The organism is Methyloceanibacter caenitepidi (genome assembly GCF_000828475.1).
In the GTDB taxonomy this organism is placed as follows: Bacteria; Pseudomonadota; Alphaproteobacteria; order Rhizobiales; family Methyloligellaceae; genus Methyloceanibacter; species Methyloceanibacter caenitepidi.
Window position 1 is genome coordinate 1,722,564 of the sequence record NZ_AP014648.1, and the last position, 23,234, is coordinate 1,745,797.

Here is a 23,234-nt window from a genome sequence, read left to right on the forward strand (position 1 = left end):
GAATAATTTTTTCCCGCTCCGGCAGCATCTGCGTGGGCACAAAGGAAAACGGCCCGGTGGGGGACCGGGCCGTTCGCATTTTCATGCGTCAGTTTGGGGGACGCGTTGGGGGATCTTGCGTCGCTGCTGAGATGGTTCGGTGCCAGCGGGCTTTCAAGAGCCCGTCGAATAATTTTTTCCCGCTCCGGCGGTACCTGCACTCACGCAAAAGAAAACGGCCCGGTGGGGGGAACCGGGCCGTTCGCATTTTCATGCGTCAGTTTGGGGGACGCGTTGGGGGATCTTGCGTCTCCCCAGAAATGGGCAGGGGCCTACCGGCTTTCAAGTGCCGGCATACGATTTTTCCCGATATGCGCCTAACACATTGAAATAATTGATATAACAATCATCCGAAAAGCGCCGCGCGTTGTGATGCTACAAGCGCTTCAAGGGTCAGAGGCTCTGGCCGCTCGAAGGGGCGCGGTCCATCGGAGAGAAGGTCCGGTGCCGGCGGTTCGACGGGCACGGGGAGCCTTGTCGGCGCCGGCAGTCTTGCAGGAGCGGCATCTTCAGCCGGGGCTACGTCATTTGCAGGCGCTGAGAGAGCTTCGTCCGGTACGAGGCGATTTGTCCGCCGCGGCGCGGGCTCATCACACACCTGCTCCGGCTCATCTTGGTGCTGCTCGTCGAGAGCCGGTTCGTTATCGTCTACGGTGACGACGCCGGGTCGTGACGGTAGTGGCGCCGTTTCGAACGCCTCACTCACATCCAGGGCCTTCGCGGCGTCCAAGAGGTTTTGAGCCTCGTGGTCGCTCCAGTCCTCGACCAGCGCATCAATGCGGCGTTCCATGTCGCGCAGGAGGTTCAAGGCATCGGCCGTCTGCTGTCCCGCGATCTCCCGCCGGGCGCAGGCCGTGTAAATGTCGGCTGCGCGTTCGTCCAGCCTGTCGCAACAGTCGAGCGCCACGCCCTGATCGCGCAGCGCGGTTGCAACGCTTTGGATCTCTTCCAGTGCCTCAAGCACATCGGACGTCGCGCGGGCAGAAGCCTCCATAATCTGCTCGAAGGCGCACGGAGCCGCAATCGGATCGGAAAACGGGATGTCCGCGCGTTGGAGTTCGCCGATCTCCCGCCGCAGGTCGCTGATGGTTTCGCTCATTGCCACCAGCTCGGATACGAGGCCATGCGACTGGCGAGTGCGTTCCGGCGCGGCCGAAGCGGACTCGAGCCGGACGAGGGCATCTAGCAGCAATTTGACTTCCGGTGTCGGATGCTGGCGCGCATAGTCCGCCAGGAATCGGCGGCCAAGTTCAGACCCTTTCAGCGTCGTCTCGAGTGCTGCGTATTCCGCATGTTCGGCGGAGGCGGATTGCGGATCGCCGTCGCTTTGAGACAGGGCCTGTGCGGCGCCATTTGCGCGGTTCAGCATGGTGCGACCAATCTATCTGATTCGATGGTGCACCCGAAGGTAGTCATCGTCCTAAAGGGAATGGTTAACGATCATGGACGGCTTCGCGCCACCTGAGACTGCCACACAGGCGACGCGCCGTGCGCTCGCTTGGCGTCTGGGCTTTCTCTACGCAGTCCTGTTCCTGATCATCGGCTGCTACCTGCCTTATCTGCCGGTGTGGTTGGAGTGGCGCGGCTTCACACCCGATCAGATCGCCATCCTGCTCGCGACCCCGCTGTTCGGACGCATCTTTATCGCTCCGTCGATCAGCTTCGTCGCGGACCGTCTGGGAGACAGGCGCTTCGTGCTGATCCTGTCGGCTTGGGGGTCGTTGATCGCTTATGGCGCACTCTGGGTCTCGGACGGGTTCTGGCAAATGTTCTTCGCCATGGTTCTCGTCGCCTTGGCATCGACCACGTTGATGCCGTTGACCGAAACGATTGCGATAACCGGAATCCGGCGCGCCCGGCTCGACTACGGCAAGGTTAGGCTTTGGGGCTCGCTCAGCTTCATCGCAGCCAGTCTCGGGGTCGGTATGGTCATCCAGCAGGCCGGGGCAGGGCTCGTCGTGCAGCTGCTGATGGGTGCGACCGTGTTGATGATTGTCGGCACCTATTTCATTCCGCAGGACCTTGCCGTGACACGCCGCGCCAAATCAATCGGCGAGGGCGCACCGCCGCGGCGCCTGCGCTTATCAGACGCTACGGCTCTCATGCGCTCGCCGCTGTTCCTGCTGTTTCTCGTCGCGACCAGCCTCGTGCACGGGAGCCACGCCATGCTCTACGCCTTCGGTTCGCTCCACTGGCGTGCGCAAGGATTCTCGGGCGGCACGATCGGCGCGCTGTGGTCGATCGGCGTCATCGCGGAAGTGCTGCTGTTCGCCGTGTCCGGTCGGATTGTCGGCCGCATCGGTTCGACGCGGCTCCTGATTCTGGCCGGCTTCATGACGGCGCTTCGCTGGGCCCTGATGGCGTTCGATCCGCCGCTGTGGGCAACGGCGATCCTACAGACGCTGCATGCCATGAGCTTCGGCGCTGCGCATCTCGCCGCGATCCACTTTTTGACCCACGCGGTTCCTGAGGACCGCTCCGCCACGGCGCAGGGCCTGTTCTCGGCGGTGGTGGCCGGCCTAGTCATGGGCACGGCCACGTTGCTGTGCGGTCCGCTCTACGCGAGCCTCGGCGGGGAGTCCTATGCGGTCATGGCGGTTGTCGCCGCGGCCGGGACGCTGGCCGCGATGTGGCTCAGCCAGCGCTGGCACGGCGGGATCGTCGTCGAACACGCGAAGCCGGAGCTCCTGGGTTCGGACGCTCAACCCCAAAGCTTTGGCGAGGGCGGGTAGACGTCTCCGTTCGCGAACGCGAGCCCGTTGTCCCGATCGCGCGCGAGCAGGAGCGGGCCGTCCAGGTCTATCCAGTCCGCCGTCTGAGCGACGAGGATGGCGGGCGCCATCGCCAGCGATGTGGCCACCATGCAGCCGACCATGATCTTGAGCTCGTGCGACCGCGCCCGATCGGACATGCGCAACGCCTCGGTGAGGCCGCCCGCCTTGTCGAGCTTGATGTTGACCGCGTCATACCGGCCGACAAGCTGTTCGAGCAAAAGGCTGTCATGAGCGGATTCATCGGCGCAGATCGGGATGTCGTGGGCGACATCGGCAAGCAGCGCGTCGTTGTCCGCCGGAAGAGGTTGCTCGACTAGCTCGATTCCGGTCTTGGCCGCCATGGCCAGAAGCGATTGGACCTGGTGCGGGGCCCACGCCTCGTTGGCGTCGACAATCAGGCGGGTGTCGGGCACCGCATCGCGGACGGCGCGCATGCGGTCTGCATCGCCGTCGCCGCCCAGCTTCAGTTTCAACAAAGGATGAGCGGAAGCCTCGCGCGCCTGTGCCGCCATCACGGCAGGCTCCCCCAATGAGATTGTGTAAGCGGTCGGGACCGGCCTAAGGGGCGCCAGCCCAACGCGTTCTGCAACCGTCCGGCCCGTCTGCTTGGCTTCAAGATCCCAAAAGGCGCAGTCGACCGCGTTGCGTGCGGCGCCAGGCGGTAGGCGCTCTGCGAGGCGGGAGCGATCGAGGCCGCAGTCGAGTTCCGGCCGAAGGCTTTCGATCGCCGCGACCACGCCGTCGACGCTTTCGCCATAGCGGGCATAGGGTACACATTCGCCCCGGCCGGTCGCGCTGCCGTCGGATAACTCGGCCAGAACCACGACTGCTTCCGTCTTCGATCCGCGCGCGATGGTAAAATTGCCGCGAATAGGCCAGTGTTGCACGCGAACCGAAAGGGTCAGCGGCTTGCCGTCGCCAATACACTCGGCGGGTTCGCTTCCCATCGCAGCTTTATTTCTCCGTTGTTTTCGGCCAAAACGGTTCCGCTGCCATTTGCGCCGAATGCCACAAAGAAGCTTAGATTCTGAGCCAGGCCAAGCCCTTACATGCTAAAGCGTGACAATCAATTCGTCCTTTCGACCGAGATCGAGGCCCCTGGCTTTCGGGTCGAGTTGCGTGGCACGACGTTCCGCCTGGTTGCGACCGGCGCCTGGACAATCTCGGAAGCCGCGGTTCTGGACGAGGAACTGCGGCGCCTCAAGGTCCCGATCCCGCCGTCATCTGAGTTCACGGGCGAAATGGATATCTCCGGCATCGCCGAGATCGACACGTCCGGTGCATGGCTGCTGCAGCGGACCGCGGCCGCCTGGCGGCGTGGAGGTTTGAAGACGCGATACGCCGGCGCAACGGACAGCTTCCGTATTCTCATCGAAGAAGTTCACCGCCGCGCGCAATCGGATCTGCCAGAGATCGACGAGGTGCCGCCGTTCCAGCAGTTCGTCGACACGATGAAGACCAGCGCCTCCAGCATCTGGCGTGACACGGTTGCCCTGACTGCTTTTCTGGGCGAGGTCACATTTGCCGCTGTTCGTGTGGTTCGCGAGCCCTGGCGGTTCCGTCCGATCTCCTTCATCCATCATCTCGATCACGCCGGCCTGCGCGCCTTGCCGATCATCTTTCTGATCTGCTTCCTCATCGGCGCGGTGGTCATGCAACAGGGCGTGGTTCAACTGTCCTACTTCGGCGCCGAGGTCATGGCCGTGAACATGGTCGCGATTCTTTCGCTACGAGAGGTGGGCATCCTTCTGACGTCGATCATGGTGGCCGGCCGTTCCGGTTCGGCGTTCACCGCAGAGATCGGCTCCATGAAGATGCGCGAAGAGATCGACGCCATGCGCACGCTCGGCATCGATCCTATGGACACGCTCGTCCTGCCACGGGTCGCCGCGCTCATCGTGGCACTGCCGCTCCTCACTTTCATGGGAGACATCGCCGCCCTCGCTGGCGGCGGCGTCATGGCTTGGGTCATGCTCGGGCTCGATCCGCCGCTCTACGTCGACAAGCTGCAAGAGATCGTCAGTTTTCGGCATTTCATGGTTGGCATGATCAAGGCGCCGTTTGCGGCCGTGATCATCGCACTCGTCGGATGCCTCGAGGGCTTGCGTGTCGAGGGCAGCGCCGAGTCCCTCGGCGTTCACGTGACCTCCGCCGTGGTCAAGGCGATCTTCCTCGTAATCTGCATCGACGGCATCTTTGCCATGTTCCTTGCGGGGATCGGCCAGTGATCGTCGAGGACGGACGCGAGATCCTGATCCGCGTGCGCGGGCTCGCAAAGAGCTTCGGCACGCATCAGATCTGGGAGTCGCTCAATCTGGATGTATACCGGGGCGAAATCCTGGCCATCGTCGGTGGCTCTGGCCAGGGCAAGTCCGTGTTGATGCGGGTGATCACGGGTCTGGTTCGACCGGACAACGGCGTCGTCACGCTGTTCGGACAGGAAGAGCACACGCTGTCGCCCGAAGCGCGGCTCGAGATCGAAAGGCGCTGGGGCATTCTCTTTCAGGACGGCGCGTTGTTCTCCTCTCTGACGGTATTGCAGAACATCGAGGTCCCGATGCGCGAGCACCTGGACCTGTCGCAGTCGATGATGGACAACCTCGCGTTCCTGAAACTATCGATGGTGGGTCTGCCGCCCGAGGCGGCGCACAAGTACCCATCCGAGCTGTCCGGTGGTATGCGTAAGCGCGCAGGTCTCGCCCGTGCGCTCGCGCTCGATCCTGAGATCGTGTTTTTGGACGAGCCCACGGCTGGTCTCGATCCGATTGGCGCCACGGAGTTCGATCACCTTATTCGCAAGCTACAACAGACACTTGGGCTTACGGTCTATATGGTCACGCACGACCTTGATACGATTTTCACGGTATGCGACAGGGTGGCGGTTCTGGCGGACAAGAAGATCGTCCGGACCGGCTCGCCCCAAGAGCTGCAACGCACGCCCGATCATCCGTGGATTGAAGAGTATTTCTGTGGCGAACGCGCGCGCGCCGCTAGCCCAACCGAGGAGCGGCGGGTGGTCAGCTGACCGGCGCCCGGTTCTTTTTGAGAGGATCCAATGGAAACTCGAGCCAACTATTTGATGATCGGCGGCTTCATCCTAGGCGCGCTTGCGCTCATTTTCATCTTCGTGTTCTGGGTCGCAAACATCGCCGGCGGCGGCAATCGTTATCAGATCATCTTCGATAGCTCGGTCGCGGGGCTGACAACGGGATCCCGCGTCGGGTTCAACGGCATCAAGGTGGGTGAGGTCCAGTCCTTCGCGCTCGATCCCCAGGACGCACGGAAAGTCCGTGTGGTGATCAGCGTGAGCGACAACACCCCGATCCGCGAGGACTCGCTGGCGACCATCAAGTCCATGGGGCTGGCCGGCGGCAGTGGCGTTGAGATTTCGCCGGGGTCGCCGGACTCGCCGCTTCTTGTGGCGACCGACGAGAATCCGATCCCGACGATCGAGGCGGCGCCCATGGCCGGTGCCGGTATCTTCGACGCGGCGCCTGCAGCGCTCAATACGGCGAATGCCTTCATCAAGCGCCTGGACGCGTTGATCGCTGCGAACGAGCAAGAGATCAACAACACGATGAAGAACGTCGACGGGTTCACGACCATGCTGGAAGGCAAGAACCAGGAGATCGAGCAGGCGATCGTCGATTTGCGATCCGGCGCGGAGGACTTCAAACAGATCAGCGCCAAGCTCGACAAGAACCTGGACGAGCTGACCCTGGAGGCCAAGAAGGGTATGCAGGACTTCAGCGCCGCCATGCAGCAGGCCCGGCAGACAGCGGCCACCATGGACCGTGTGCTCAAGAAATTCGAGGCCAACCCCGCCAGCTTCCTCTTCGGGGGCTCGCGGCAAGGCACCGTTCAGCGCCGGTAGCGACAGGCCCGGCGAGCGCATAGCCGGGAGCGAAGCTGTCAGGGACGCAGGCCAGCAAGACAAAAGAAAACCCCCTCGCTCCGGATATGGAGGAGGGGGTTTCCTTTGGGGGAGCCGGACCGGTGTGGTTCGCCTCCGCTAATCTTGCCGTGGCGCGGGACTACCGCAGCCGGCCGCTCGCGTGTGCGAGCAGGAGATAGACGCGCCCGGTCTCGGACGTCAGGTAGTTCTGCAGCATGTTGCCCGCCGGATCGGACTGCTCGGCTTCGGCGAGCAACCGCTCGAAGTCGGCGACATACCGGTCGACCGTGTTGCGGAACTCGGGGTCACGGTCGTAGCGGTTCGAGATCTCATCGAACGTGGCCTGACCGTCATAGGTGTAGATGTGCCGTCCGAGCACGCCCCGCTCGCCGGCGCGCATGCGATACCAGACCTCGGTCGCGGTCCGGATATCGATTGAGCGGGCGAGTTCGTCGATGCGGAGCTGTCCGGCACTCGTCGAGGCATAGCCGCCACGGGGCTCGGGTTCCGCCGGGGCCCAAGCTTGGCGCCCGTTGCCAGACATCTGGCCACCGGACATCTGCGGCGGCAAGCCGCCTGCAGCCTGGTCCAGATCGGTCGCTTCACGACCGCCCGCCACCTGACGCCCATGGGCGTCGAAGCGTGGCATCGGTGGCAGACCGTACTCGTCAGCGGCAGGGCGGGGCTCTTCGGCGCGAGGCGCGTAGGGAGCCGGTGCCGGCTGCTGGGGCGCAGGCTGCTGAGGAGCAGGCTGCTGCTGGTAGGGCTCGGGATTGAGCGTCAGAGGCGCTGCGGTCAGCGGGTCGCTCGCAGGCGGTGTCGGTGCGGACCCAAACGAGCCTGCGGCGAACTGAGGCGTCTGCGGGCTGGCCTGTACCACGGCCTGCGCTGCGGCCAATTGAGCCGCCTGGTTCGCAGCATCGGATGCGGCGCGCGCCGCGGCATCCTTTGCAGCCTGGCTTGCAGCTTCGGAAGCGGCGATGGACGCGGCTTCCTTGGCAGCCTGCCGTGCAGCTTCCTTCGCGGCCTGCGTCGCCGCCGCCGTGGCGGCCTGGGCCGCGGCCTGCGATGCAGCTTGCGTGAGGTTCGGCGTCATCGACTCAATCTCACGCAGCTGATCGTTGAGCGCCTTGCGGATGGCCGTGGTCGCCTGCGCGGCCTGTTCCGGCATGCTGTCCAGACGCGCCTGCATGTTCTGGCGGAGCGAGTCGAGATCGACGGCGGTCTTCTGCGCCTGTTCGCGCATGCCACGTGAGGTGTTGTCGAACTGGCCGCGGATCTGTTCCAACTGGCGGCCAACCTGGGTGATGACCGTCTCGAAGTTGCCCTTGAGGTCGGTAACGGCGCGGGCGGTGTGTGCCTGCGCCTCTTCGCGCAGCTTCTCGATCTGGGCGAGCGTCTGCTGCACCTGACCGGCCGTCTCGTGGCCGAGGGAGGTCGTGATCTGCTTGGCCCGTTCTTCTGCCTGGGTGAGGGCGTTTTCCATGAGGCCGGAGTAGTTCCGCATCATGCCATCCAGCTCCTGCGCCTTGGTGTTCACCGTGTGGAGCAGGGAGATGATCGCCTGATGGCGTCCCTCGAGGATTGAGTCGATCTTGGCATTGGAGGAGTCGAGTGCCTTGGCAGCGGTCAGGATCGCCTGGCCCTGGCTCTCGAAGCGCTGGGTCAAACCATGGATCTGGTCGAGCAGTCCGCGGGAGACCTCACGCAGCGTGCCGGTCTGGTTGGTCAGGATGTTGACAGCCTCAGTGGACTGCGCCCCGACCTGCTCGGCGGTCTGCTGCATCATCTGCGAATTGTTCGCCAGGACCTCGTTGAGCTGCATGGTCTGGGTCGAGAAGACCTGCCCCACCATGCGCGTATGCTCGCCGAGCATCTTGTCCGTCTCGGCCGTGTTCTGCCCAAACGTGGTCTCGATGACCTTCAAACGCTCGGCGAGGGCGTTGATCACATACTGGGCGCGCTCGTTCATGACCTTGTCGAACGATTGCGCCTGCTCGGTGATCGAGGCTTCCAGGCCCTTCGCCCGGTCGAGAAGCGTCTGCGTGAAGGCGTCCGCCTGGCCGGTAATGAGCTTGGTGAACGTGTCCGAACGCTCCGCCAGCGTCTTGTCGAGCGCGATGGCGCCCTGATTGACAGCGGAAGTGAATTGCGCCGTGCGATCCGCGAGGGTCTTGTCGACCTTGGATGTCTGCTCCTCCACGGCAGCGGCCAGGCTGGCGGTCCGTTCCTGGAGCGTCTGGTCGAAGGTAACGGCGCCCTGGGCGACAAGCCCGGTAAGAGCCTCGGTCTGCTGGGCGATCGTCTCGCCGAGCTTGGCCGTTCCGGCGGCGACCGTGGCGTTGAGGGCCTCGGTGCGATCGGCAAGCGTCTTCTCGAAGGTGACCGCGCTCTCGGCGACCATGTTGGTCAGGCCGTCGGTCTTCTCCTGAAGCGTCTTCTCGAGGGTCACGGCGCTTTCGGCCACCACGTTGGTGAAGGCCGCGGTGCGCTCGCTCAGCGACTGATCGAGGGTGACGGCGCTCTCGGCGATAACCGAATTCAGTGTGTCGGTCCGATCCGTGAGCATCTTGTCGAGCGTGACGGCGCTCTCTGCAGCCACGTTCGTGAAGGCTTGGGTGTGATCCGTCAGCGTCTTGGAGAGTGCCTCGGACTTCTGCGCGAGCGTCGTTTCGAGGGCAACGGCGCCCTCGGCCACGAGATTGGTGAAGGCTTCGGTGTGGTCGCCCAATGTCTTGTCGAGCGTCACGGCGCTCTGGGCAACGACGGCGGTCAACGCCTCGGTGCGCTCGGTCATCGTCTTGTCGAGAACGATGGCGCCCTCCGCGACAGTGGACTCGAGGCCCTTGATGCGCTCTTCGAGCGAGGTCTGAAGGGCTTCCGTGCGATCCTTCATGGTGTTGTCCAGAAGGGTCGTCTTCTCTGTCACGGTGGTTTCCAAGGATGTCAGGTTCTTGGTGGCCGCGTCGATGATCTTGGTCAGGCGCCCCTGTTCCTTGGTCATGCGCTCGATGAGGCCGGGCACCTGCTCGGAGATTTTCGTCTGTGCCAGATGAACCTGCTCGGCGGCCTCGTTGGAACGCGCGACAAGGAGCTCGGTCAACTGGGTGCCGCGCTCGGAGAGCCGCTGGTCGATCGAACCGCTGGCATTGGCGATGTCGCGGGAGATCTGGGCGCCGACGCCCTTCAAGGCCTCGCTCACGCGCTGGCTGTTGTTGGTGAGCGCGTCGCGCTCCGTCGCCAGTTCGTTGATGAGGTTCCGGACACGAAGCTCGTTCTCGCCATAGGACCGCTCTAGGGCGGCAACCTCGTTATGAACCATGGCCTCGAGTTCGGAAGCCCGGCCGATGGCGCGCGAGATGGCGTCGTTCATCGCCGCGACCTGGCGGCGGATGGTTTGGCCGACGGAGGCAACGGACTGTTCCGCAAGCTTGTCGGGTTCCGCCAGACGTACGGCGACCTCTGTCATGGCGGACGCCATGAGCCGCAATTCCTGGGCACGCCAAACGAGGAGGGCCAGGAACCAGAAAATGACAATCGGCACCAGAATGGCGGCCGTCGACGAAAGAACCGCGCTGGCCGTGCTGCTGGCATCCGAGATCACGCCAAAGGCGAAGAAGCCGCCCAGGATGAACCAAGCCACCGATGCGCCAAGGGCAATCAGAAACGGCGTGCGCGCCGGACGCTGCTGCAGCGCAAAGATCAGACCGCCGATGGACGGGATGTCGTCATTGGCCGGAGCCGACAGACGGCGCTGGGGCGGTGGGCCAGCCGGCCGGCGCGTCCGCGCAAGATGCTTGGGCGAGGGGGCCGTGCTTGCGCCTTCGGGTGCGTCGCCGGCGCCTGCGTCCTCCTGCGGTGACTTGAGCGGCCGCGACTTCGCCTGGGGCTTGGGCTGCTCCTTGAATTCGACCTTCGGCTCTTCGCGCTTTCGAGCCACTTCGCCGCGCGGCTCATCGCGTCTGCGCTGCTCGGCCTTGAGCCGGTCCGCCAAAGAAGAACGACGGGGCAGGGTCGGCGTGTCCTCGACATCGTCGTCGGACGAGCCCCCCATCATTGCCTCAAGCGGCTCCTTGGTCTGATCCTTCTCGTCGGATGTTTCCTTTTCCGGAGCCGACTTCGCTTGTTCCTGCGCCATTACGCGTTCCTCGCACCACTTGATACTCAGAGTAGGAGAAGTTCTGCCGTCCGACACAAAGACCGCCACTGGCAGCGCATCGCGTCCGGGGAGGACCGCCTCTCATCTGGCCTCATCTAACCAGAAGGTCCCCAACGCTTTTTCCCCCTCATGCCAACATCGTTAACGAATTCTTAGCAATAAACAAAGCTGAATCGGTTACTTGGGTTAACGGCCAATAACCCATTATAAAGAAAGAAAATTCTCTAGGCCAGTGCTTCGAATCGCCTATAGTCGGGCACCGGGTAATCCTTAGGCGGATCAACGGATAGTTGCGTAACGGCTACACCAGTTGCTGCGGTGCAACAGTTTAACATCTCGCTGTTTGGTTTTCCCGTCGAGTCGGGAGCAAAGTCCGGTTGCAGAGCCGGATTTCGAGCGGGATATCCCTACGGAGCGAAGCGATGGGTGGAGAACAAGCGCGGCGGGTCGGTACGGTGGAGACACATGCCGACGCTGAAAGGCCCGAGGCACCGGTCGATATGGCCCATTTGGCGCGATATACCCTGGGGGACGCCGCGCTGGAGCGCGAGGTCCTGGAGCTCTTTTGCACACAATCGGTGACGTATCTGGAGCAGCTCCGTGCGGCGACGTCGCATAAGGACTGGTGCCATGCCGCCCACTCTCTCAAGGGCTCGGCCCGCGCCGTTGGAGCCTGGCGTATGGCACGGGCGGCCGAGTATATCGAGGCGCTGCGAGAGGATATTCCGCCCGAGGTGCGAGCGGCGCAGATTGGCGAACTGGAAACCTCGCTCCAGGAAGCAACGGCCTTCGTGGCCAACCTGGTCGGGGATCGCGGCCCCTAAGAGGTCCGACGCCTTGTTGTCGCATGGCTCTGGCGCCATCAGGTCAATTGCCCTATAGAGCACGGGCCGAGAACGGGAGGGACATCCCGGATCGCGCACTCAGCCGGGCACAGTGATCATCGACACCGAAGGCCCGACGTCCGAAATGCAAATCTGTATTCAAGTCTCCCCACCCCATGCTCAAAGTCACCTTCATTCAACCGGATGGAATCGAAAACACGGTCGAAGCCGAACCCGGCATGACCTTGATGGAAGCCGCCGTGAAGAATTCGGTACGGGGCATCGCGGCGGAGTGCGGCGGCGCCTGTTCCTGCGCGACATGCCACGTGTATGTCGAAGAGGCGTGGCGAGAGGCCACGGGCGAGCCTGAGGCGATGGAAGAGGACATGCTAGACTTTGCGTTCGACGTTCGTCCTTCGAGCCGCCTTTCTTGTCAGATTAGACTGACCGAAGAGCTCGACGGGCTCACGGTTCGGATTCCAGAAAAACAATTCTGAGGCACTATGTCAGTTGACGTCATTAAAACCGATGCGGTCATTATCGGCGCGGGGCCGGTTGGACTCTTCGCCGTTTTCGAGCTCGGTTTGCTCGACGTGAAGTGTCACGTCATCGATATTCTCGATCGCGCCGGCGGTCAGTGTGCGGAGCTCTATCCCGAAAAGCCGATTTACGACATTCCGGCCATCCCGGTCGTGACGGGACAGCAGCTCACAGATCAGCTCATGGAGCAGATCGAGCCTTTCGGCCCTGAGTTTCACTTCAGCGAGCAAGTCGACTCGATCGACAAGACCGGCGACGGATTCCGGCTCGTGACCGACGCAGGCACGACGTTCGAGAGCAAGGTCGTGGTGATCGCCGCCGGCGGCGGATCTTTCACGCCCAAGCGCCCGCCGCTTCCCGGCATCGAAAACTACGAGGGTACGTCGGTCTACTACTCCGTCCGCAAGATGGATGTGTTCAAGGACAAGGACGTCCTAATTGTCGGCGGCGGCGATTCCGCGCTCGACTGGACCTTGAACCTTCAGCCTGTCGCCAAGTCGCTCACGCTGCTGCATCGGCGTTCGGAGTTTCGGGCCGCGCCCGCGTCCGTGCAGAAGATGTTGGAGTTGGTGGAAGGCGGCGACATCTCGTTCAAGCTCGGACAGGTCACCGAACTACACGGCGACAACGGTCAACTCACTGGTGTCACTGTCAAAGGGTCGGACGGAGAGACCTTCGAACATCCCGCCGAGGTCATGCTGCCGTTCTTCGGTCTCACCATGAAGCTCGGACCGGTGGCGAACTGGGGGCTCAATCTCGAGGAGAACCTCATTCCCGTCGACACGGAGAAGTTCGAGACGAGCGAGAAGGGCATCTTCGCCATCGGCGACATCAACACCTATCCGGGCAAGCTGAAACTCATCCTTTCAGGCTTCCACGAGGGGGCGCTCATGGCGCAGGCCGCTCATCGGATCATCTATCCCGACAAGAAGCTCATCTTTCAGTACACGACCTCGTCGTCGAACCTGCAGAAGAAGCTCGGCGTCAAATAGCGCCGCCGCGTCTGTCGGAAGGAGAACGACCGCTATGCCAAGGAGCGGTAGACCGCGACGGTGTGCGGGCTGAATAGCTTCAGCTTGAGCTCATCGATTTGCGAGGGCTCGACGCGTGCGAAGACGCCGCTGGCCTCGACCAGGTCGGCCGCGATCGGGTCGACCAGGATGAGATAGAGCCGCCGCGGCGTCATCCGATACGCCATCACGATGTTGTTGAGCACCTCGGCGAACACTTCGCGTGCGAACGGGTTGAAGAAGAAGTGGACAGAGGCGCCGTCGGGCGGTCCCACCTCCACCGCATCCGCAAGAACGCATTCGACATTCCGGCAGCGCATGCTGGAACGGGGATACTGAGCGATGTTCATCTCCGCGTTGTCGTGGAGTTCGGCGGCGAATTCGACACCGGCGACGGCGGCAAACGGATGCTCCGCCGCCAGGAGCATGGCGCGCCCCTTGCCGGCGCCATAATCCACGAAGGTGAACTCGGACAGATCTTCGGGCACGAGCGCCAGCGCCCAGTCGAAGACCTGGCAGGGGACAGGCCGGTAATCGTGCCCGAACCCCCGGTTGGGACTGTCGATCGTCAGCGTGGACAGCGCTTCGGGATCTTTTGTCGGCACGAAGAACAATTGCTCCCGTGATGCATCGAGCACGCGTTCGTGCAGTTTGCGGACGAGCGACTGGTGCTCGGCCTTCAGCCTGTCCAGCCAAGAACCTGTCGGCGGTGCCTTCTTTGCAGGCTTCTTATCAGCCTTAACCTTGGCGGCTTGAGGCGCCGGCTGAGGCGCGGGAGCGGCTGTTGCGGGCGCGGCCACTGCGGTGGCATGTTGCGGGGCAGGGGGCTGCGTCGGAGGTTGCGCTTGCGGCTGGGTCGCCGTCTTGTTCGCGATCTGCGCCATGCGCTCTGCGAGTCTCCCGCGGATGGCGACCTTGCTCGAGGCAGACACATCCGCATTTGTCCGTGCACCGACGGTCGAAGGGTGGACAGCCGCAGGATCGCCAGCAGGCGTCGCGCCGCGGTCTTTTGAAGACGCGGCGATCGTGCTTTCCGCCGGTTGTGAACCGCGGGTTATGGCCGTCATCGACAGATCCCCCTTCTGCGCAAAGATTGGGCAGAGTGGTATGCGACGCAAGCATTCCTAACGGGGTTAGGTTAACGGTGCCCGTCCAAGTTGCCAGAGAAATATGGTATCCTCTTGATTCGCTGGGAAGACTCCGGCGTTTCGCCGGCATCGACCCAAGCTGCGGGGATTAAGGCGTGCACGCACAAGATTTCTACGATTCCGTGAGACCGGGCCTTGTGGCGATGCTTCCGAGGCTGCAGCGCTTCGCCGATGTGCTCGCGGGCGGGCGCGACGCGGGCCGGGGTCTGTTGCAGCGGGCGCTGCTCTACATGCTGGCCGAGCAACACCGCTATCAGCGTGGCACGGCGCTCGATGTGTGGGCCTTTAGCGAGCTCTATCGTCAGTGGCGCTACGAACTGAGCGGCGAATCCGACCCGATGGCCCAGGCCAAGATCGACGATGTGGCGTTCGGCGCCTTGTTCGACCTTGAGGAGGATGAAGCGGGCTTTCGCGACGAGCCCGTGATCGATTTTCTTGTTGGGTTGCCGCCGCAGCAGCGTCTGACGCTTCTTCTCGTCTATGGCGAGGGGTTTGAACACGAGGATGCAGGACGGATCCTCGACGTGTCGTCCGAGATGATCGCCGCGCGTCTCATCCGTATGAGTACGTCACTGGCGGACCGGCTGAGCGATCGGCCGCCGGCGCAGGCCGCCGCGATTGTCGAAACCTTATATCCCGAGGGACACAGAGCTTCACCATGACTGAACTCTCAGACGAACTCTTGGTGGCGTATGTGGATGGTCAACTGGCGCGGAAGCAAACCCGCGCCATCGATAAGGTTCTGGAACAGGACGATGTATTGGACGCGCGCGTCACGGCGCTAAAACACGCCCATGCGCGGCTCGAAGCGGCCTTCGAGGCAATCCTAGCCGGCGAAGAGGCCGAGATTTCCGGGGTGGCAGCGCCACCGCAGGAAGACGGGTTCTGGGTGCCCTGGCGGACCTTCAAGATAGCTGCGGCCTCTGCCGGCCTGGTGATCGCGCTGGCTCTTGCGATGCTTGGCTACGGGTGGCCGCTGGCCGAACCCGGCATGGGTTCTGCTCCCGGCGCCGGATCGGACTCCGGCGCAGGTGCCGCGCCTCAGGTCGAACTCGATGTCGCTCCCGAACCCTCCGCCGCGCCTTAGCGCCCCCGACTATGTTTGGAAATTGCCGGCGAGATACCGGTTCAGCTCAGGGCGAATTTCGTCGACCCGTTCGCGCGTGCAGTAATTGGCGTCCTGCTTGGCGCGTTCGGCGGTGGACTCGAGGGAATAGTCGTAAGCACGTTGGATCTCTTGCATCCGCCTCGTGTCGGCCCCGTAGGACTGTTCGAACGCGAAGTAGCGCGCCCGCAGTTGCGCCGGATCGAACACGAACCCGCAATGGGAGGCGCGCGCCGAGAGCCAGCCGACCCGGGTCGGACGGTCGTTGGGATCGGGTCTTTTCGTGAAACCGGGAAATCCGTCAACCGCCGAACGCCCGCCGCTCCAAAGTCCGCCAACGGTGTTATCGTCACCCGCCTTTTTGGTATTGCTGCCGCCGCCACCGAGCGAACTCATCGTGCCGCAGCCCGCGAGCGCGACAAGAAAAGTGATCGCGATGGCGGTCGCGGCGAAGTGGCAGGGCCGGATGGAGAGCTTCGATTGCATGACGGCGCGATCTTATCGGCGCGGTGCCGGCAGCTAAAGGGGGGAAACAGACCGCAGAAACAAGGAAAGGCGGAGCTTTGTCGGCCCCGCCTCCCTGTTGCGATGTCGAACCACCCGCCCGTTCGGGACGTCTGGTCGGCGCCGCGGGACCTTTCGGCCCCTTGGCCACGGTTTAGGCTACAAGGTCTCCCACGAGTGGGCTCCCGAGAGCCGGCGCCGCGACCTGACCACGGCCCTTATTTTCCGTCGCGTTGCTACGACGCGGCTTCCGCTCTGGCCAAGCTAGAAGCCTGACAGCGGTGGGATCAGTGGCGCGAAATTCCCTGCCAGTTCCACCACACGGTACTGCGGTGACACCGCCAGACCGTAGAATTTCGCGTCTACTTTTCCCTCCGCCTTCAGCCACCCAGGGCATGGATGACCTCGGGCTTGCCTTGCCCTAACGAGTCTGCCGCCGTTTCCCGGCGCCTCCAGATTTCTCCGTCGGCCCCTTCCACAACCGGCCAACTCGCAACATCAAGACTATACAATTGGTTTTTGGTTGCAGCAGGTCCGTGAGGCTTATCCCCGCTATCCACCGGGAGCCGATTAAATCCAATAATAGCAATAGGTTAAGTATGCACAGGCGGGCAGGTTGCCGCAGCCCCCTTTTGTGCCCGGAAAATCACGGACGAGGTGTTGCCGCTGCCGTTTTTCTGACCCTCTTTACCCGTTATGATAGTGTCCGCGCAGGGGGGATTGCGAGCGGATGAAGAGGCTGGTCGGCAAGACGTTGGCGTTTACGGCGGCATCGCGCGCGGCGATTCTCGCTGCGCTATCGTCTGTGCTCGCCTTCGTATCGCGTGTTGGACTTTCAGCATCCCGCCATTCCGCCGAGGCCTTTCCAAAGCTTGCCGTCCGTGCCCGGTGGTTGCGCGGCCGCGCCATGCAGTTGCCGCGCCCGGCGGTCCGGCTGATCGCTGCTAGCACGGCCGTCGTGCTGACGCTGGCGGCTCTCGCACTGCCCGGCAGGGACCACGGGCGGATGCTGGCCTCGGTCGAGTTGGTTCTTGGTAGCAGTGACAGCGGTGTTGCCGGTGCGGCCTCGGACGAGATCCAAATCGCGGCGCCGCCGCAGACCGTCGCTGCAACGGGCAGCATTCCGAACCCGCCGCCGGCGGACGCCCCCGCACAGCAGCAGGCAAGCACGGCACCGCAGGCCGAACAGCCGGAGCAGACGCAAGAGCCGAACCTCGCGGGTCTCGCCGAGATTCCTCCGGAGTTGCTGGCGAAACAGAACAAACGTAACGGAGCCGGTTCCACACGCAAGGCATCCTTCGCCGCATTCTCCGAGGCGCAAGAGAATCTGCCTTGGAAGGAGGTCGAGCCCGTTGTGTTCACGCCGATGGGTCCGGGCCAACAGCACAAACCAGGGACCGCCCCATCAGGAAGCCCGGCGCCGAGCCTAAGCAAGGTGTCGAGTGCCGACATCGGCAAATGGACGAAGGGGAAGGCGACCAAAATCATGGGGGCGGAACGCACGAAGCCGCTCTACCACTTCGTCGTCTGGGTAGAGCCGCCGGAGGCGATGCGGGCGCATGTGGCGGGCGTATCCTACGACTTCAGCTCGCCGGCCGTTCAGCCACAGTCCCAGGCTTCCAGCGACCCCGGCAGCGGCTTCAAGATCAACGCGGCGGGCCTTGCTTGCGCTGACGAGATCACGGTGACGCTGCGCTTCGATGACGGCCGCGTCGAGACGACCCAAATCGACGGGTGCGAGCTGTTCAACAAGGCTTGAGATACACACCCGCGCTTAGTTGAGCCCGGCCACTTCTGCCACGAGTTCGCGAAACCGCGGTCGCTGCTGTTCGATATAGGGCAGGGGACGGCAGACATCGATCGTGGCGATCCCGATCCGCGTCGTCAGCGCACCATTGAAGACACCTTCGCCCAGCTTCCGCGATAGCCGTGCTGTGAGACCGTGCCCGACGAGCTGCTGAATAACGTCGTCGCCCAGCGCGATGCCGCCGGTCAGGACGATATGGGTGACCACCATGCGGGCGAGCTTCATCAGCGAGAAGAAACCGGGCCGCGCGCCGTAGAGTGTCGCGAGCTTCCGCAGCATGCGCAGGTTTTGGGCGGCGACGAACATCATGTCGACGAGCGCATTGGGGCTGACCGCAGTCACGACTGAAACACGCTTCGCGGACGAGGCCACAATGCTGCGCGCAACCGGGTCGAGCGGCGCGACCAGCGTGCGCTCGCTGAGGCGCAAGAGTTCCTCGGCGTTCATGATGTCGTTCTCGTGCTCGGCCAGACGCTGCAGGCCCCAGGCAAGGTCGTCGCGGCCGCGATAGAAGCGTTTCAGGCGCCGGGTCACGTCGATGGCGAGCGGCTTGTCGTTTTGACGGGCCGCGCTGTCTGCCTCGTGACGAATCTTGTCGAGCCGGCCGAGGCGCATGAGGCCGGCAAGTTCACGCAGGATGATCATGAGCAGCGCGAGCAACACGAGAGCGAGCAGCACCACAGCGACCCAGCCGATCCAGTCGTCGCGAGCGATCAGGGCGAGGACATAGTCGTACAGCCATAGGGAAGCGAGCAGGCCGATCAGGCTGCCGAGCGCGCCGATGAAGATGCTGCCCCAACGCAGCCCCCGCTCGAGCTTCGGCAGGCCCGCGACCTCGGCCTCCGTCTGTGGTGTGCCGGGCAACGGTTCCGGTTCGGGCGGGATGACGATCTCCACGTCCTCAATCCGGAACGAGGCGGGTTTACGCCGCGCCGGGTTGGTCGCGTTCGATGGCGTCTTGCCGGATGCTGATTTGGTCATGTCAGGCGGTCTCCGAGAAGCACCTGCATGGCGCGGTCCAGCCGGATATTCGGGAAGGGGGCGAAGCCGCCCGCCGGCAGAGGCTTGGGATCCGGCGGCCGGAAGCGCACGAAGCGCACCTCGGCATCGCCGGTCTTCCAACCCGACATGGCTTCCTGGGGATCGGCCGGGAGATCGCCCGGAAAGATCGCGAAGGCCTCCGTTCCGTCGAATGTGCGGCTGCCGATTTTTTCGCCGGGCAGCGGATAGCCGACGATGCAGGGGAGCGTTTCGCCGCCTTTCTTGGCCTCGGCCTCGCGTGTCGCGCGGATCGCCGCCATCGCCAGCACCCTGACGTCCGAACCGTGATGCTGCGCCTTCGCGATCGCGTTCTTGGCGAGGAGCGACAGGATCGCCTCGAGCCGGTCGTGACTCTCATGGTGAAGGCGGTCGGCCTTTGTGGCGGCGAGAACGATGCGGTCGATGCGCGGGTAGAACAGGGTTGACCACAGGCTGTTCGACCCCGTGCGGTAGCATTCCAAGATCTCACGCATGGCCCGCTCCAAATCGCTCATCGCGGAGGGCCCGCCATTGAGCGCGGAGAGTACGTCGATGAGGACGATTTGCCGGTCAAGCCGCGCGAAGTGATCGCGGAAGAACGGCCGGATGACATGGCGCTTGTAGGCCTCGTAGCGCCGCTCCATGAGCGACCAAAGCGTATCGCGTCCAAACCCGGTTTCGGTCTTTGCATCGAGCGGCGCGAAGGTCAGCGCCGGCGAGCCTTCGAGATCGCCCGGCATCAGGAAGCGCCCGGGCGGCATGGTCGACAAGGCATACTGATCGGCGCGGGCTCCATGCAGACACGCCTTGAACAAATCGGACAAGGATGCGGCACGTGCCTCGTCGGCGGGACCAGCCGGATCGGTCTGCGCGAGGGCCTCTTGCCAAGCCTTTGCCGCCGGGTTGCGGGCGGCATCGTAGGTGCGCTTAACCGCATCCCGCGACCAGTCTTCGTAACTGAGTTCGAGAAGCGGCAGGTCCAGCAGCCATTCGCCCGGATAGTCGACAATGTCGATATGCAGCCGCTCGCGGCCGAGCTGGCGCTTCCAAAACTTGGTGGACTCGTATTCGAGCGTGAGCCTGAGCTGACTGATGCGGCGCGTGCTCTCGGGCCATTCCGGTGGTTCCGCCGTCAGGTCGGCCAAGTGCTTCTCGTATTCGAAGCGCGGAACAATCTCGTCCGGCTGCGGTTCGAGATAGGCACGCAACAGGCGGCCTTCCGCTGCCGGGTCGAAAAAAGGCAGGCGCCCCCCCGACATGAGGTTGTGCACCAGCGCGGTGATGAAGACCGTCTTGCCGGATCGCGCCAGGCCCGTCACGCCGAGACGGATGGTTGGCGTCACCAGATTCGATGCGTAGTCGCCGATATTGCGAACGGCATCGCCGGCGGCGTCGGTATAGGTCGAGAGTGGCACGCTTAGGCTTCGTCCTTTTCCACGCTGACCAACCTCAGCGCATTTTCGGCCCCGACCGTAGGATCGGGCGGGCCCGAGATTATTTGGTATCGCGCACGTTCGCGCTGCACAACAAATGAGCGGATGAAGTGTACATGGTGCTTCGCGTGCGTGACGACCAGGCAAGAGCGCATGGCTCACCAATTTCTGTGTCTGTCAACAGCGAGTGCGTCTTGACTTGCCAACGCGGTTCCGTAAATACGGGGCAGTCCGATGGGGGGTGCCGATACGGCGAGTGAACGTCGGTGCAGGCACCGAGCCAACAAGAACGGAACGCGTTTGGAATGTCTCTGATGGCGACTGCGAAAAAGAGCAAAACTCTCCCCGAGGACTACGCGCCGTCGGAAGACGAACCGTTCATGAACGATCTGCAACGGGCCTATTTCCGGCGGAAGCTCCTAGACTGGCGCGACGAGATTTTGCGCTCCACCAAAGAAACGCTGGAGCACCTGCAGAACGACTCCGAACAGCACGCCGACATTGCCGACCGGGCGACGTCCGAGTCCGAGCGTGCGCTTGAATTGCGCGCGCGCGACCGCCAGCGCAAGCTGATCGCGAAGATCGACGAGGCGCTCGCGCGCATCGACGACGGCACCTACGGCTACTGCGAAGAGACCGGCGAGCCGATCAGCCTGAAGCGCCTCGATGCGCGTCCGATCGCGACACTGAGCGTCGAAGCGCAGGAGCGGCACGAACGCCGCGAGCGCGTCTACCGCGACGAGTAAAATCTCACACCGCAGACAGCGGCGCTGCCACGCTTTCGAGCGGCTTCCGTTCGGCGTCGACGCCATACCGTGCGGCAATGACCGCGGCTGCGAGCATCAGCCCGGCCCCCAGCAGGTAGCCGCCGAAGAGGCTGAAGCGCGATCCGGTGTCGATCAGCGCGCCGAAGAGGAACGGTGCGCCAATGCCGCCGACGCCCGTACCCACCGCATAGAAGAACGCGATCGCCAGCGCGCGCACTTCCAACGGGAATGTCTCGCTGACAGTAAGATAGGCGGAACTGGCGGCGGCTGATCCGAAGAAGAAGATCACTGTCCAGGCAAACGTCTGCCACGCGGCCGAGAGCACGCCAGCCGCGAAGAGCGCGCCCGTCAGCGCGAGCAGCAGTCCCGAAACCGCATAGGTGAGGGCGATCATGGGGCGGCGGCCGATCGTGTCGAAGAGCCGTCCGAGCAGCAAGGGTCCGAGGAAGTTTCCCGCCGCGAAAGGAAGCAGGTACCAGCCCACTTGACTGGCCTCGATTCCATAGAAGTCGGTCAAGACCAGCGCATAGGTGAAGAAGATCGCGTTGTAGAAGAACGCTTGCGAGGCCATTAGCGCGAGGCCGACGAGTGTGCGCTGCCGGTGGAGATCGAACAGCGCATGCCAGACTTCGCGCAAGGGTGTGTGGCTACGGGTCTGGATCCGGATCGCGGGCTCTTCGCGATCAGGGACATGATGGCCGCGATTGCGGTGATGATCTTCGATCTGATCGAGGATGTCGTGCGCTTCGTCCGCGCGGCCGTGCGTCATCAGCCAGCGCGGCGACTCCGGGATCCATCGGCGTATCATCAGTATTCCGAGACCCAAGACCGACCCAATGAAGAAGGCGGCGCGCCAGCCGATGTCCGGCGGCAGAAGCGTGGGATCGAGCAGAACGATCGACCCGGCCGCGCCGGCGCCCGCTCCGATCCAGAAGCTGCCGTTGATGGCGAGGTCCGTGTGGCCGCGATAGCGCGCCGGGATGAACTCCTGGATGGCCGACGCAATGGCCGTGTATTCGCCGCCGATTCCTGCGCCCGTGAGAAAACGAAACAACGCGAAGCTGGCGAAGCTCGAGGAGAACGCCGTGGCGGCGGTGGCGACGAGATAGACGCCAAGTGTGATGACGAATAGTCGCTTACGCCCCAGCCGGTCGGTGAGCCAGCCGAACAGGACCGCGCCGAGTACGGCCCCCGCCAAATAGAAGCTCGAAGCGAGGCCCACCTCCGCATTGCTGAGCTGAAGAACCGGGCTCTCCTTGAGTGCGCCGGCGACCGCGCCGGCGACCGTCACCTCGAGGCCGTCGAGGACCCAGGTGATGCCGAGAGCCACCACGATCAGCGTATGAAAGTGGCCCCAACGCAGGCGGTCGAGCCGTCCCGGTATGGAGGTCTCGACGATCCCGGTCTGAGGCGCGCGGCTCACGTCCTGTCCGGCATGTCCGGCTCGCTGCCGGGACGCGGCAAGATCGGGAAGTCGAAATAGGTGTCGGGAAAGGGCTCCGGCTGGAACGTGAAGTGCCAGATCTCCTTCGGGTAGTTTTGGAAGCCGTGACGGCTCATAACGTCGAGGAGAAGATGCCGGTTTTTCTCCTCGCCCGCCGTGAGGCCCGTCGTGACCGTATTGGCCTTGGTGTCGAAACAGTCGAAGCCCGTGCCCATGTCGAGCCCATTGTCGGCGGGATCGCCTTCGGTGCAGGGCTCTGGCTTGTCAGGATCGGCTTCCCCCGGTGAGGGTTTGGTGCCGATCGGCACGATGGTGACGTCGAGCGTTGCGCCGCGCGAATGGCCAGATCGCGTGGCGATATAATTCGGGAACAGGTCGCTTTTCGACAGGTTCGGATAGTGCGTCCGCTTCGCATCCGGATCGTCCGGTTCCGACGACCACGCCACAAACGCCGCCACAGCTTGCGCCGGACGATAGCAATCATAGACCTTGAGCGAGTATCCGAGCGGCTTCAGATCGGCCTGAGCGGCCTTTAGCGCTTCGGCCGCTTCGCGCACCAAAATGCACTCCGGTGCGACGTAGCCGGGAACGGGGCGACCGGTGAAGTTGTCGCTGCCCGCATAGCGCATGTCCTGCTGGATGGTGGGATCCACGTCACGCAGATACACGAAACTGTCGGGCATCGTGCTTGTCGGCGTGTCGTTGTTCGGTGTGCCGGCGATACCCATAGCGATTCCCATCAGGACAATGGTCGCCATAAGGGCG

Annotated in this window: 20 protein-coding genes; 11 read left to right on the top strand and 9 right to left on the bottom strand. The window is 63.5% G+C overall.

From position 1 onward, the window contains the following. Positions 1–385: 385 nt before the first annotated feature. Positions 386–1,408, bottom strand: coding sequence for a hypothetical protein (locus GL4_RS08010; RefSeq protein WP_045366494.1), 1,023 nt, complete (start codon positions 1,406–1,408; stop codon positions 386–388). Positions 1,409–1,481: 73 nt separating this feature from the next. Between GL4_RS08010 and GL4_RS08015 the strand changes: the two genes are divergently transcribed. Next, complete coding sequence (locus tag GL4_RS08015) at positions 1,482–2,771, top strand: MFS transporter (RefSeq protein ID WP_052464237.1); 1,290 nt, start codon at positions 1,482–1,484, stop codon at positions 2,769–2,771. Here GL4_RS08015 and dgcA read toward each other — a convergent pair. Continuing rightward, a complete protein-coding gene (dgcA, locus tag GL4_RS08020) occupies positions 2,741–3,760 on the bottom strand; it encodes an N-acetyl-D-Glu racemase DgcA (protein ID WP_045366496.1) in 1,020 nt (339 codons plus the stop codon). The two genes, GL4_RS08015 and dgcA, sit on opposite strands and share 31 nt — an antisense overlap. A gap of 102 nt (positions 3,761–3,862) precedes the next feature. On the opposite strand from dgcA, the gene GL4_RS08025 reads away from it, so the two are divergent. From GL4_RS08025 to GL4_RS08035, 3 genes are read left to right on the top strand one after another with little or no spacing between them, the layout of a single operon-like run. Beyond that, on the top strand, positions 3,863–5,041 hold the full coding sequence (locus GL4_RS08025) for an ABC transporter permease (protein WP_052464239.1): 1,179 nt from the start codon (positions 3,863–3,865) through the stop codon (positions 5,039–5,041). Next, on the top strand, positions 5,038–5,838 hold the full coding sequence (locus GL4_RS08030; RefSeq protein ID WP_172653254.1) for an ABC transporter ATP-binding protein: 801 nt from the start codon (positions 5,038–5,040) through the stop codon (positions 5,836–5,838). Before GL4_RS08025 ends, GL4_RS08030 begins: the two co-directional genes overlap by 4 nt. A 30-nt stretch (positions 5,839–5,868) precedes the next feature. Continuing rightward, entirely contained in the window at positions 5,869–6,687 is an 819-nt protein-coding gene (locus tag GL4_RS08035; RefSeq protein ID WP_082025566.1) for an MlaD family protein, read from the top strand. Between the two features lie 160 nt (positions 6,688–6,847). On the opposite strand, the gene GL4_RS08040 is transcribed toward GL4_RS08035, so the two are convergent. Then, positions 6,848–10,846, bottom strand: a complete 3,999-nt coding sequence (locus GL4_RS08040; protein WP_052464241.1) for a hypothetical protein — start codon at positions 10,844–10,846, stop codon at positions 6,848–6,850. 443 nt (positions 10,847–11,289) lie between these two features. Between GL4_RS08040 and GL4_RS08050 the strand changes: the two genes are divergently transcribed. The 3 genes from GL4_RS08050 to GL4_RS08060 all read left to right on the top strand — a co-directional run bounded on the left by GL4_RS08050 (position 11,290) and on the right by GL4_RS08060 (position 13,223). Continuing rightward, a complete protein-coding gene (locus tag GL4_RS08050) occupies positions 11,290–11,691 on the top strand; it encodes an Hpt domain-containing protein (protein WP_052464243.1) in 402 nt (133 codons plus the stop codon). 176 nt (positions 11,692–11,867) lie between these two features. Beyond that, a complete protein-coding gene (locus GL4_RS08055; protein WP_045366504.1) occupies positions 11,868–12,188 on the top strand; it encodes a 2Fe-2S iron-sulfur cluster-binding protein in 321 nt (106 codons plus the stop codon). Between the two features lie 6 nt (positions 12,189–12,194). Beyond that, positions 12,195–13,223: an NAD(P)/FAD-dependent oxidoreductase gene (locus GL4_RS08060; protein WP_045366506.1), complete on the top strand. Its 1,029-nt coding sequence runs from the start codon at positions 12,195–12,197 to the stop codon at positions 13,221–13,223. A gap of 32 nt (positions 13,224–13,255) precedes the next feature. On the opposite strand, the gene GL4_RS16690 is transcribed toward GL4_RS08060, so the two are convergent. Next, on the bottom strand, positions 13,256–14,308 hold the full coding sequence (locus GL4_RS16690) for a class I SAM-dependent methyltransferase (RefSeq protein WP_052464244.1): 1,053 nt from the start codon (positions 14,306–14,308) through the stop codon (positions 13,256–13,258). A 176-nt stretch (positions 14,309–14,484) separates the two neighbouring features. Here GL4_RS16690 and GL4_RS16695 point away from each other — a divergent pair, with 176 nt between their 5' ends. Together GL4_RS16695 and GL4_RS08075 are read left to right on the top strand one after the other, a co-directional pair. After that, positions 14,485–15,051, top strand: a complete 567-nt coding sequence (locus GL4_RS16695; RefSeq protein WP_052464246.1) for a sigma factor-like helix-turn-helix DNA-binding protein — start codon at positions 14,485–14,487, stop codon at positions 15,049–15,051. Continuing rightward, the gene (locus GL4_RS08075) at positions 15,048–15,476 is read left to right on the top strand and encodes an anti-sigma factor (protein WP_045366508.1); all 429 of its coding nucleotides are present in this window, start codon (positions 15,048–15,050) and stop codon (positions 15,474–15,476) included. The genes GL4_RS16695 and GL4_RS08075 overlap by 4 nt, the downstream gene beginning before the upstream one ends. 9 nt (positions 15,477–15,485) lie before the next feature. Here GL4_RS08075 and GL4_RS08080 read toward each other — a convergent pair whose 3' ends face one another. Next, the gene (locus GL4_RS08080; protein WP_045366509.1) at positions 15,486–15,980 is read right to left on the bottom strand and encodes a hypothetical protein; all 495 of its coding nucleotides are present in this window, start codon (positions 15,978–15,980) and stop codon (positions 15,486–15,488) included. A 748-nt stretch (positions 15,981–16,728) separates the two neighbouring features. Between GL4_RS08080 and GL4_RS08085 the strand changes: the two genes are divergently transcribed. Then, a complete protein-coding gene (locus tag GL4_RS08085; protein ID WP_045366511.1) occupies positions 16,729–17,757 on the top strand; it encodes a hypothetical protein in 1,029 nt (342 codons plus the stop codon). A 15-nt stretch (positions 17,758–17,772) separates the two neighbouring features. Here the strand turns inward: GL4_RS08085 and GL4_RS08090 are convergent, their stop codons facing one another. Next, complete coding sequence (locus GL4_RS08090) at positions 17,773–18,786, bottom strand: YcjF family protein (RefSeq protein ID WP_045366513.1); 1,014 nt, start codon at positions 18,784–18,786, stop codon at positions 17,773–17,775. Next, positions 18,783–20,240: a YcjX family GTP-binding protein gene (locus tag GL4_RS08095; protein WP_045366515.1), complete on the bottom strand. Its 1,458-nt coding sequence runs from the start codon at positions 20,238–20,240 to the stop codon at positions 18,783–18,785. Before GL4_RS08095 ends, GL4_RS08090 begins: the two co-directional genes overlap by 4 nt. Positions 20,241–20,572: 332 nt before the next feature. Here GL4_RS08095 and dksA point away from each other — a divergent pair, with 332 nt between their 5' ends. Then, positions 20,573–21,004 (top strand): RNA polymerase-binding protein DksA, encoded by a 432-nt coding sequence (dksA, locus tag GL4_RS08100; protein WP_045366517.1) that lies wholly within the window; start codon positions 20,573–20,575, stop codon positions 21,002–21,004. A gap of 4 nt (positions 21,005–21,008) precedes the next feature. Here dksA and GL4_RS08105 read toward each other — a convergent pair whose 3' ends face one another. Together GL4_RS08105 and GL4_RS08110 are read right to left on the bottom strand one after the other, a co-directional pair. Next, the gene (locus tag GL4_RS08105; RefSeq protein WP_045366519.1) at positions 21,009–22,448 is read right to left on the bottom strand and encodes an MFS transporter; all 1,440 of its coding nucleotides are present in this window, start codon (positions 22,446–22,448) and stop codon (positions 21,009–21,011) included. After that, positions 22,445–23,227: a M15 family metallopeptidase gene (locus GL4_RS08110; RefSeq protein ID WP_045366521.1), complete on the bottom strand. Its 783-nt coding sequence runs from the start codon at positions 23,225–23,227 to the stop codon at positions 22,445–22,447. Before GL4_RS08110 ends, GL4_RS08105 begins: the two co-directional genes overlap by 4 nt. Positions 23,228–23,234: the final 7 nt, after the last annotated feature.

Excerpts from the sequence above, each read along its gene's own strand:
- GL4_RS16690 (WP_052464244.1), bottom strand. The coding sequence starts at position 14,308 with ATGACGGCCATAACCCGCGGTTCACAACCGGCGGAAAGCACGATCGCC.
- GL4_RS08040 (WP_052464241.1), bottom strand. The coding sequence starts at position 10,846 with ATGGCGCAGGAACAAGCGAAGTCGGCTCCGGAAAAGGAAACATCCGAC.
- GL4_RS08080 (WP_045366509.1), bottom strand. The coding sequence starts at position 15,980 with ATGCAATCGAAGCTCTCCATCCGGCCCTGCCACTTCGCCGCGACCGCC.
- GL4_RS08090 (WP_045366513.1), bottom strand. The coding sequence starts at position 18,786 with ATGACCAAATCAGCATCCGGCAAGACGCCATCGAACGCGACCAACCCG.
- GL4_RS08035 (WP_082025566.1), top strand. The coding sequence starts at position 5,869 with ATGGAAACTCGAGCCAACTATTTGATGATCGGCGGCTTCATCCTAGGC.
- GL4_RS08050 (WP_052464243.1), top strand. The coding sequence starts at position 11,290 with ATGGGTGGAGAACAAGCGCGGCGGGTCGGTACGGTGGAGACACATGCC.
- GL4_RS08010 (WP_045366494.1), bottom strand. The coding sequence starts at position 1,408 with ATGCTGAACCGCGCAAATGGCGCCGCACAGGCCCTGTCTCAAAGCGAC.
- GL4_RS08075 (WP_045366508.1), top strand. The coding sequence starts at position 15,048 with ATGACTGAACTCTCAGACGAACTCTTGGTGGCGTATGTGGATGGTCAA.
- GL4_RS08085 (WP_045366511.1), top strand. The coding sequence starts at position 16,729 with ATGAAGAGGCTGGTCGGCAAGACGTTGGCGTTTACGGCGGCATCGCGC.
- GL4_RS08110 (WP_045366521.1), bottom strand. The coding sequence starts at position 23,227 with ATGGCGACCATTGTCCTGATGGGAATCGCTATGGGTATCGCCGGCACA.
- GL4_RS08055 (WP_045366504.1), top strand. The coding sequence starts at position 11,868 with ATGCTCAAAGTCACCTTCATTCAACCGGATGGAATCGAAAACACGGTC.
- GL4_RS08060 (WP_045366506.1), top strand. The coding sequence starts at position 12,195 with ATGTCAGTTGACGTCATTAAAACCGATGCGGTCATTATCGGCGCGGGG.
- GL4_RS08015 (WP_052464237.1), top strand. The coding sequence starts at position 1,482 with ATGGACGGCTTCGCGCCACCTGAGACTGCCACACAGGCGACGCGCCGT.
- GL4_RS08025 (WP_052464239.1), top strand. The coding sequence starts at position 3,863 with ATGCTAAAGCGTGACAATCAATTCGTCCTTTCGACCGAGATCGAGGCC.
- dgcA (WP_045366496.1), bottom strand. The coding sequence starts at position 3,760 with ATGGGAAGCGAACCCGCCGAGTGTATTGGCGACGGCAAGCCGCTGACC.
- dksA (WP_045366517.1), top strand. The coding sequence starts at position 20,573 with ATGGCGACTGCGAAAAAGAGCAAAACTCTCCCCGAGGACTACGCGCCG.